Origin of the sequence: Moorena sp. SIO4E2 (genome assembly GCF_010671945.1) — a bacterium.
GTDB classification, from domain to species: domain Bacteria; phylum Cyanobacteriota; class Cyanobacteriia; order Cyanobacteriales; family Coleofasciculaceae; genus Moorena; species Moorena producens.
Genome location: NZ_JAAHIE010000318.1, coordinates 1 through 8,672 on the forward strand (window position 1 = coordinate 1; position 8,672 = coordinate 8,672).

Annotated in this window: 11 protein-coding genes; all 11 read right to left on the reverse strand. The window is 42.5% G+C overall.

The genetic code is table 11. The features are described from left to right. Nucleotides 1-13: 13 nt before the first annotated feature. Entirely contained in the window at nt 14-430 is a 417-nt protein-coding gene (locus F6K37_RS25495) for a XisH family protein (protein ID WP_287253009.1), read from the reverse strand. Nucleotides 431-544: 114 nt separating this feature from the next. Further along, nucleotides 545-979 carry a nuclear transport factor 2 family protein gene (locus F6K37_RS25500; RefSeq protein WP_287253011.1) on the reverse strand — a complete coding sequence of 145 codons (435 nt, stop codon included), beginning with the start codon at nt 977-979 and terminating at the stop codon, nt 545-547. A gap of 135 nt (nt 980-1,114) precedes the next feature. Beyond that, the gene (locus tag F6K37_RS25505; RefSeq protein WP_287253013.1) at nt 1,115-1,348 is read right to left on the reverse strand and encodes a hypothetical protein; all 234 of its coding nucleotides are present in this window, start codon (nt 1,346-1,348) and stop codon (nt 1,115-1,117) included. Then, nucleotides 1,341-2,312, reverse strand: coding sequence for a CobW family GTP-binding protein (locus F6K37_RS25510; protein WP_287253015.1), 972 nt, complete (start codon nt 2,310-2,312; stop codon nt 1,341-1,343). The genes F6K37_RS25505 and F6K37_RS25510 overlap by 8 nt, the downstream gene beginning before the upstream one ends. Before the next feature lie 27 nt (nt 2,313-2,339). Beyond that, the gene (locus F6K37_RS25515; protein WP_287253017.1) at nt 2,340-2,585 is read right to left on the reverse strand and encodes a hypothetical protein; all 246 of its coding nucleotides are present in this window, start codon (nt 2,583-2,585) and stop codon (nt 2,340-2,342) included. Nucleotides 2,586-2,590: 5 nt separating this feature from the next. Further along, the gene (locus F6K37_RS25520) at nt 2,591-3,649 is read right to left on the reverse strand and encodes a WD40 repeat domain-containing protein (protein ID WP_287253020.1); all 1,059 of its coding nucleotides are present in this window, start codon (nt 3,647-3,649) and stop codon (nt 2,591-2,593) included. A 124-nt stretch (nt 3,650-3,773) separates the two neighbouring features. After that, complete coding sequence (cynS, locus tag F6K37_RS25525) at nt 3,774-4,217, reverse strand: cyanase (protein WP_287253022.1); 444 nt, start codon at nt 4,215-4,217, stop codon at nt 3,774-3,776. 201 nt (nt 4,218-4,418) lie between these two features. Beyond that, nucleotides 4,419-5,303, reverse strand: coding sequence for an ABC transporter ATP-binding protein (locus F6K37_RS25530; RefSeq protein WP_287253024.1), 885 nt, complete (start codon nt 5,301-5,303; stop codon nt 4,419-4,421). A gap of 9 nt (nt 5,304-5,312) precedes the next feature. Then, the gene (ntrB, locus tag F6K37_RS25535) at nt 5,313-6,149 is read right to left on the reverse strand and encodes a nitrate ABC transporter permease (RefSeq protein WP_287253026.1); all 837 of its coding nucleotides are present in this window, start codon (nt 6,147-6,149) and stop codon (nt 5,313-5,315) included. 347 nt (nt 6,150-6,496) lie between these two features. Continuing rightward, complete coding sequence (locus F6K37_RS25540; protein ID WP_287253029.1) at nt 6,497-8,146, reverse strand: ABC transporter substrate-binding protein; 1,650 nt, start codon at nt 8,144-8,146, stop codon at nt 6,497-6,499. A gap of 380 nt (nt 8,147-8,526) precedes the next feature. Further along, nucleotides 8,527-8,672, reverse strand: a 146-nt coding sequence (locus F6K37_RS25545) for a hypothetical protein (protein ID WP_287253032.1), incomplete at its 5' end; no start/stop codon positions are given.

Here is an 8,672-nt window from a genome sequence, read left to right on the forward strand (position 1 = left end):
TGACGATATTGATCTAATTTATCCATTGGTCAATAACCTCATGATTCGCATCGTAAACAATTAACCGGACTTGATATCGTTCAATCACAGTTTTGGCAGGTTCAAATCTGATGAACATTTGGTAGGTATCTTTGGGAATCGCCAGATACAAAATGCGTTCTGGCTCATCAGATATTTCTAAGGCAATCCGATAGTTAATAAACTGACCAAGAGCGGTGTGAAATTGAGAGATAGTTGAGCCACCGACAAAGCTTTTAACCTCCACTGCTATTTTACAACCTTCTTTCTCAGCAGCGATCGCTTCTTCTGCAGCCAGATCGATATAGATATCAGTCATGCCGTAGCGCAGTTGATAGGGATCGTGAGTAATCAGCCAACCATCTTTTTGTAGAGCTATTTTAACTGTATTGTGGAAAATATCTTTGGCCATATTTTGATTATTATCATAAAATTCCCAACACTGGCGGTGCGTATGGGACGGGCTGTCCCAACACTACCAGGCGGAAAATCAGTGCGAGCCCGTCCCTAACGCGCCCTACGGCTGTCACGAAATTACAGACCGTTCCCACAAAAATTTTCTTTCAGACTCTTTAATCGGTACATCATTAATACTAGCTTCCCGTCTCTTCATTAAGCCATTTTCCGCAAATTCCCAGTTTTCATTGCCATAAGCACGATACCAAAACCCAGAATCATCATGCCACTCATATTCAAAGCAAACTGAAATGCGATTATCCATAAAACTCCAAAGTCGTTTTCTCAGGCGATAATCTAATTCTTTTGCCCATTTCCGCTTCAGAAACGCAATAATTTCCTCTCGACCACTAATAAATTCGGCACGATTGCGCCATTCGGAATCAATGGTATAAGCTAGAGCAACTTTCTCGGGATTGCGGGTATTCCAGGCATCTTCAGCAGCTTGCACCTTAGCGGTTGCAGTTTCTAACGTAAAAGGAGGTAGAGGTGGTTTAGTTTCCATAGATAGTAATAGTCCAAAAAAATCGATAGCAAATCTAGCAGTTATCATACTTCAGCCGTCAGCCGTCAGCCGTCAGCCGTCAGCTATCAGCCTATGCGCTACGCGCACGCTACTTGAGGTGCCGTCAGCCGTGAGCTAAAAGCTCACGCTACGCGAACAGCCGTAGCCCATAAGTTGATAGCTGAATGCTGAATGCTGAATGCTGAATGCTGAATGCTGATAGCTAATAGCTGAATGCTGATAGCTAATAGCTGATAGCTGATAGCTAATAGCTGAATGCTGATTGCTGATTGCTGAATGCTGAATGCTGATAGCTGAATGCTGAATGCTGAATGCTGATAGCTTAATTCTTACATAAACTCTAAACAAGACAAGCTTGGAAATCTTGACGAAATTGGTTTTCATCAAGATTGCGACCAATAAAGACTAACTCATTTTTTCGGGTTTCTTCTGGTTTCCAAGCACGGTCGGGACGACCATCAAAAATCATATGTACTCCCTGGAAGACAAATCGATTGTCTTCTCCCATCACATTCAGAATACCTTTCATTCTGAAAATATTTTGCCCTTGGGTCTGTAATAATTCCGTTAGCCATGTGTTTAATTTTTCCAAATCTACTGCTCCTGGTTCCACAATCGCAAAGGAAAAAACGGATTCATCATGTTCATGAGCATCTTCTCCTAATAAGTCCGGGTCAATTTCTAGAGCTTGTTTAAGGTCAAAAGCCCGCACCCCTAACACTGAATCCATCGCAATTTCTGAGTTTTGGGTACGATAAATTTTGACTAAACCATTCATGGCTTTGATTTTTTGCTCTAACTCCTCCAGTTGTTGAGGGTCTACTAAATCAATTTTATTGAGCAAAATCACGTTAGCAAAAGCAATTTGTTCCTGGGCTTCATCACTATCCCAGTGCTCTAAAATATGCTTAGCATCAACTACCGTTACCACGGCATCAAGGTCTAACTGGGTTTGAATCTCTTCATCCACAAAAAACGTTTGAATTACCGGGGCAGGATCAGCAAGCCCAGTGGTTTCAATCACTAAATGGTCAAACTTATCCCGCCTCCGCATCAAGTTACCAATGATTCTGATTAAATCTCCCCGCACGGTACAGCAAATACAACCATTGTTCATTTCAAAGATTTCTTCATCGGCATCGATTACTAACTGATTATCAATACCAACTTCCCCAAATTCATTAACAATTACCGCTACCTTTTTCCCATGCTCGTGGGTCAAGATACGGTTTAGCAACGTAGTTTTTCCGGCTCCTAAATAGCCAGTTAAAACCGTGACGGGAATAGCGTTGTTTACAGTAGTTGCAACCATGGATTTTGAGTAAAATGAATTAGGTGTTTAAAGTTGTTTAATGTCTAGTTCTTGAATTTCTGCTATGGATTGATGAATTTTGTATTGTTGCGGAGGTGTTTTCATGATGGCAATCACGGTTTCTATGGGAGGGCAATCTGGTTCATGGCATTGTAACTGACTAACAGAAATAGGGATTTCCGGATCTATGGCCAAGTGCTGATAAACCAAGTTTTTGATTTCCCTAATTTTAGCTGAATTAGTTGTAGATTTAGAGCTCTGAAATAAGTTCATTGTTATTAACCAAATCCCCTACTGGGACTGGAAATAGAATTTTGCCAAATTATTACTTCACCATTTTGCCCTCCGGCAGCTAAATAGTTTCCCGTAGGGTTCCACGCTAAACAAGAAAATTTAATTGTTTTGCTAACTATTTTGGTAAGCTTTTTAGCCTTTGACCAGAGTTGAATACCACCATCATTACTAGCGGAAATTAGTAGGGATGAATTGGGGGAAAAGGTGATGTCTTGTATGGCTTGGTCATGTTGTAACACACGATTTTGCCAGTTCTTGATTTCGTTGCTAAACTGCCACACAATTACCGCATCTTGACAAGACGCAGCTAAAACTGGATCAGACGTATTTGACCAAACAACTTGACTGACTTTGCCGGGGAATCCTTGCATTAACCAGGGGGGAGGATTACCCCAGTGAAGTAAAGAAATAGTGCGGTCTAGATTGCCTGAAGCAAGATACTCACCATTGGATGACCAAGCACAATCTAGACTAGCTCCAGGGACTTCAAGGGTTTCTGGTGGCTCTGACCAGTTTTCAATGTTCCAGACTTTAACACTACCATGGCCACTAGCAGCCAGGAATTTACCCTGGGGATGCCAAGCTACATTGAAAACTGATGAGTCTGCAAAGTTTAACTCTGCCATTAGTTGCCCTTGGTCAACATCCCAAACCTTAACCTGGCGATTGACAGCAAAGGCTAATAGATTTTTTTGGGGATGCCAACCGAGGGAGTCAATCCAAGCGTTGCCCTGATCCAGGGTTGTAATTGGCGTAAACTTGGGGGAATTGACCCCCAATTGCCAGATACTAACCTTGCCTTCTTGTCCAGCAGTCCCTAGATAATTGCCATCTTGGGAAAAGCCCACACAGTCTAGGGAATAGTCATGGCTGGGTGTCAAAATTTCCAGATTACCCTGTTGCCATAAAGCCAGTTCTCCTGCAGCAGTAATAATAGCTAGATAATTACCTTGGTTTGACCAGACTAAGGCTCTGATGTACTCAGAAAATTGCCGTTTATCTAACTGTTTTAGTGTGTTCGTGGTTTTGGATTTAGTGGACACTGATTCCCTAGTAACCTGTGGCTACCCTGTAATTGCCGAGGTTAAGAAATTGTAGTGAATAGTAGTTAATAACTTTGTAGTCGGGATAACTTACCTTTACCCCGACAGAATCAATCTTGCTAAGCTACCACTTTTTGTAAGGTAGGAATTTACCACACATAATGATTTGTACGCGATCGCCTTTCGGGTCTTCCACTTTCTCTACTTCTATGGAAAAATCAATAGCACTCATAATCCCATCCCCAAACTTCTCATGGACCACCGCTTTAATAGGCATACCATACACCTGCATAATTTCGTAAAAGCGGTAAATTAGGGGATCCGTAGGAATTTGAGGGTCTAGGGAACCCTTGAGAGGTGGCACGGTTAATTCTTCAGCTACGGATTCTGGTAAACCCAAAGCGGTGACTAGTTTGGTGGCTTCCTCCATATCTGCGCTAGCTTGACGATAGATCACAGAAGCGACCCAAGTTTCATCCCTACCTACAACTTTTTCCAAATCTTCAAAGGTTAGTCCTTTTTCTTTTTTTGCGGCTAACAACTGTTGAGTAATGTCTGCAATTGCCATAATATTGATGTCTCCTGATTTTTGACCTTTGGTATTTTACACTGTAAGCATTCAGCTATCAGCTATCAGCTATCAACTTATGGGCTACGGCACCTCAAGTAGCGTGAGCTAAAAGCTCACGGCTAAAGGCTGAAGGCTTACTAGCTGACAGCTGACCACTGACGGCTAAATGCTTACTTTACACTAACGGAGGATTTTTAGTTAGTGAATTCGTGCTTCTTCTACAGCTCTAGTTTCCCGATATAGATGGTTTTCCATTTCCTGTTTCAGTTCCATATAGGCAGGATGATGCTCAACGGTAGTGCGATCGCGCGGACGGGGGAAAGGCACTTCAAGCACCTCATCAATGCGCGCCGCAGGGCCTTTGGTCATCATCACAATCCGATCGGATAACAGGAGGGCTTCATCAATGCTATGGGTAATCATAATGGCAGTTTTACGCTGCTGTTCCCAAATGCGCTCGATTTCATCCTGTAAAAAGCCCCTAGTCAGAGCATCTAAAGCACCAAAAGGTTCATCCATTAACAAAATTTGGGGATTAATAGCTAAAGCTCTCGCAATACCTACTCGTTGTCGCATACCCCCAGATAGTTCATGAGGATGCTTTGTCTCTGCCCCGGTTAAACCAACTAGTTGGATATTTTCCTTAATAACCCGTTTTTGCTGCCTGGCAGACATTTTGGGATAGACAGTTTCCACCGCAAACCTAATATTACCTTCCACAGTCATCCAAGGCATAAGGGCATAGTTTTGAAAGACCATACCCCGGTCAGGTCCTGGTTGAGTCACCAGTTGCCCATTGATGATCACTTCGCCACTGGTGGCGGAACTCAAACCCGCGATAATATTCAGCAAGGTGGACTTACCACAACCCGACGGGCCAATGATCGACACAAACGTGTTGTGCTCAATATCTAAATTGATATCTTCGATAGCTACAAAGTCTGGGGAAGATTTGCCAGTGATTTTATCAAACCAACCCTGTTTACCAGGGAACGTTTTTGAAATATGACGTAATGAAATTTGAGCTTCACTGTCATTGTCACTAATGACCTTACGGCCCTTGGAATAAAAAGAAGTACTCATAATGATGCTTCATGATGATTTTTTACCGAAAGAAACCATTTTTTCAAAATATGCAAATATTTGATCAAGGACAATACCCACAATTCCAATAATAAAAATAGCCACCAGAATATTGGGTATGTAAAGGTTATTCCACTCATTCCAAATGAAGTAACCTAAACCCGTACCCAATAGCATTTCTGCTGCCACAATCACCAACCAAGAAATCCCCATACTAATTCTCAAACCAGAGATGATGTTAGGTAGGGCAGCGGGAATAATCACCTTAAAAATCGTGCGCCATTTAGAAGCGCCCAGAATTTTAGAAACATCAAGGTAATCTGGGTTAACATTGGCCACACCAAAAGCCGTGTTGGTTAGGGTTGGCCAAATACTAGCAATGGTAATAATGAAAATCCCAGTCATCTCTGAGTTCCGGAATATATATAGCCCCAAAGGTAACCAAGCCAGGGGAGAAACCGGTTTAAGAAGCTGGAAGTAGGGGTTAAAGGCTTTAAATGCAATTTTGGAAATACCTACCAAGATTCCCAAAGGCACAGCAATGATTGAGGCTAACGTGTAGCCAATGGCTACTCTCCGCAGGCTAATTAACAAATTCCAACCAATACCCAAATCATTAGGTCCATTGTCATAAAATGGATGGGTTACCCAATACCATAATTCCTTAATTGTTAAGGATGCAGTGGGCATGCCCTTAGCAAAAATTTTCATCTTTGCTCCTAATTCCCAAAACAGTAAAAATATGCCTAGGGAAACGATAAATAGCAACAGAGCTCTGAAGTTTTCATTTTCAAGGATTGTGAGTTGTTGTTTTTTTTGAGTTACGTTTTTGGGTATTGATGTCATATTGTATTTGCTTTTATCTGCAAAGAGCTTGGTGAGGTAGACTTCGTCAGCTATCAGCTATCAGCATTCAGCATTCAGCTATCAGCTATCAGCATTCAGCTATCAGCATTCAGCATTCAGCATTCAGCATTCAGCATTCAGCATTCAGCTTAAGCGCTACTTGAGGTGCTATCAGCTATCAGCATTCAGCATTCAGCATTCAGCATTCAGCATTCAGCTATCAACTTATGGGCTACTGCTGTTCGCGTAGCGTGAGCTTTTAGCTCACGGCTGACGGCTGACAGCTGACGGCTGACGGCTGACGGCTGACGGCTGACGGCTGACGGCTGACGGCTGATAGCTTACCTTTAAAAACCGTATTTTTTGATTTGTTCATCCACATACTCTTGGGGTTTAGCTGGATCAAAGGTGTCAAATTCCAAGGTTTCTGTACGGTAAATCTCTGTAGGTGGAGTTTGTCCCACTTCCTTAGCCAATTCCCTAGCTAAATCTGTCAGAAAAATTTCTTTACCCACTTCATCATACTTTTCCGAGGTAATTGCTGATTTTACTTTTCCATCTCCTTGCAAATCCCAACGCACTAACTGAGAAGAAATCCAATTCGCAAAGCTCTGCCAAGGATAGGGATCAAAATCAATTCTGTCTGGTACAGCTTTGGTATTACCTTGACCATCTTCAAAGTTACCCGTTAGTACAGCTTCCACCACTTCCACAGGCTGGTTCAAAAAGGCTCTTTCGGAGATGGCTTTAGCAATTTCTGGACGATTGGCTGGGTTACGGGCATAACCTGCAGCTTCGATAATTGCTTTGTTGAGGGAGCGGAAAGTGTTCGGGTTTTCCTCTATCCAAGCATCGCTGGCGGCAAAAGCACAACAGGGGTGTCCTTCCCATAACTCCTTGGTAAGTTTGTGGATAAATCCAGCGTCTTCATAGACAGCCCTTTGGTTAAAGGGATCGGGCATCAAGTAAGCATCAATGTCCCCTGCAACCAACTGAGCAATACTATCTGGTGGCGGAACAGGGCGAATTTTTACATCTTTATCAGGATCAACTCCACCAGTGGCCAGGTAGTAACGCATTAAGAGGTTGTGCATGGAGTAAGGAAAAGGTACACCGATGGTGAAGCCTTTGAAATCGGCGGGACCGTTAATTTTACCTTTGTACTTGTTAGCTACAGTTATGGCTTGACCGTTAATGTTCTCGATGCTGGCTAGTTTAACTCCAAAGGTGGCGGAACCTAAACCCAAAGTCATGGCAATAGGCATCGGGGCTAGCATATGATAAGCATCCAGTTCTCCTGCGATCGCGGAATCTCTAACCGCACCCCAGCTAGGCATTTTTACTACTTTGGCATTAAAACCATACTTGGAGTAGAACCCTAAAGGTTCAGACATAATAATTGGAGTGGCACAGGTGATGGGGATAAATCCAATTTTTAGGTCTGTTTTTTCTAGACTGTCTGCATTTGCTGGTGGTTCATTCTCCCCTGTCTTTAAATCCTGAGTTTGCTGTTTAGAGGTACAGTTGGCTAGGGTAACTAATGCAGCACCTACTGCTAAATTTTTCAAGAAGCGGCGGCGGCTGAAACTATTGTAATGCCTAACATCCCCGAAAAATTCTCCAGCTTTAGGACCAAAGGCAGCGGCAAAAGCATTTTCTATACCACCAGCTTGTTTAGCTAACTCTAAAACTAATTGCTCCCTATTAGGGTCCCCTTTACCAGCTACTTTTAGTAGCAGTGCCTTTCTAATATCAGCAGCATTAACCGCATCTGCAATCTTAAAAGTATCGGGTTTATAAATTCCCATTTTTGTGAGGTCTTCGATCATATCCACTGGATCTTTAGGCATATCTTCTGCCATAAATTTCCAATGATCAGCGGTCATGTGGAAGCCACCACAAATAATACACCATAGATCTAATTCACTCAGATTACCTCTTTGGGAATCGAGGTTACCCCATTTTTCTGTAGCGTTTGTAACTGATGAAATTACCATAATTACATCACATATAAAATATGTTGATGTAGTTAGGTTACGGCTGATGCTTCCCAGTATTTTGTAGCTAAAAGTACAGAATCCTCGATTTTTTTTTATTCAGGACTTACCCAAAGACACCAGATGTGGAGTATAGCCCATTGGTGACAACTTAAGGCTGAATCCATTGGTGACCAGGGCAAACGCATCTAAATTCCAAAACCCTTATCCAGTAAGGATTTCATCAATTGATTAAAAACAGGACTTGATCGCTGAAATCCTCACACCGCTCGCCTTTCAAAAATCAAGATGCCTTTGCCCTGCCAATAAAGGGTACCCTTTTCTCGTGAAGGAATACCCTTTATTGGTGAACGAGCACCGATTTGTGAGTAAAGTAGACGTTAAATATCTAAATCGTTGAGATTGAGTCGAGCGCCATAGGTTTCAATGAATTGGCGGCGAGGAGCAACCCGGTCTCCCATGAGTACAGTAAAGATTCTGTCTGCTTCAGCAGCATCTTCGATTTCGATTTGCTTCATGGTGCGAG

Excerpts from the sequence above, each read along its gene's own strand:
- F6K37_RS25510 (WP_287253015.1), bottom strand. The coding sequence starts at position 2,312 with ATGGTTGCAACTACTGTAAACAACGCTATTCCCGTCACGGTTTTAACT.
- F6K37_RS25515 (WP_287253017.1), bottom strand. The coding sequence starts at position 2,585 with ATGAACTTATTTCAGAGCTCTAAATCTACAACTAATTCAGCTAAAATT.
- F6K37_RS25495 (WP_287253009.1), bottom strand. The coding sequence starts at position 430 with ATGGCCAAAGATATTTTCCACAATACAGTTAAAATAGCTCTACAAAAA.
- F6K37_RS25540 (WP_287253029.1), bottom strand. The coding sequence starts at position 8,146 with ATGGTAATTTCATCAGTTACAAACGCTACAGAAAAATGGGGTAACCTC.
- F6K37_RS25530 (WP_287253024.1), bottom strand. The coding sequence starts at position 5,303 with ATGAGTACTTCTTTTTATTCCAAGGGCCGTAAGGTCATTAGTGACAAT.
- cynS (WP_287253022.1), bottom strand. The coding sequence starts at position 4,217 with ATGGCAATTGCAGACATTACTCAACAGTTGTTAGCCGCAAAAAAAGAA.
- ntrB (WP_287253026.1), bottom strand. The coding sequence starts at position 6,149 with ATGACATCAATACCCAAAAACGTAACTCAAAAAAAACAACAACTCACA.
- F6K37_RS25500 (WP_287253011.1), bottom strand. The coding sequence starts at position 979 with ATGGAAACTAAACCACCTCTACCTCCTTTTACGTTAGAAACTGCAACC.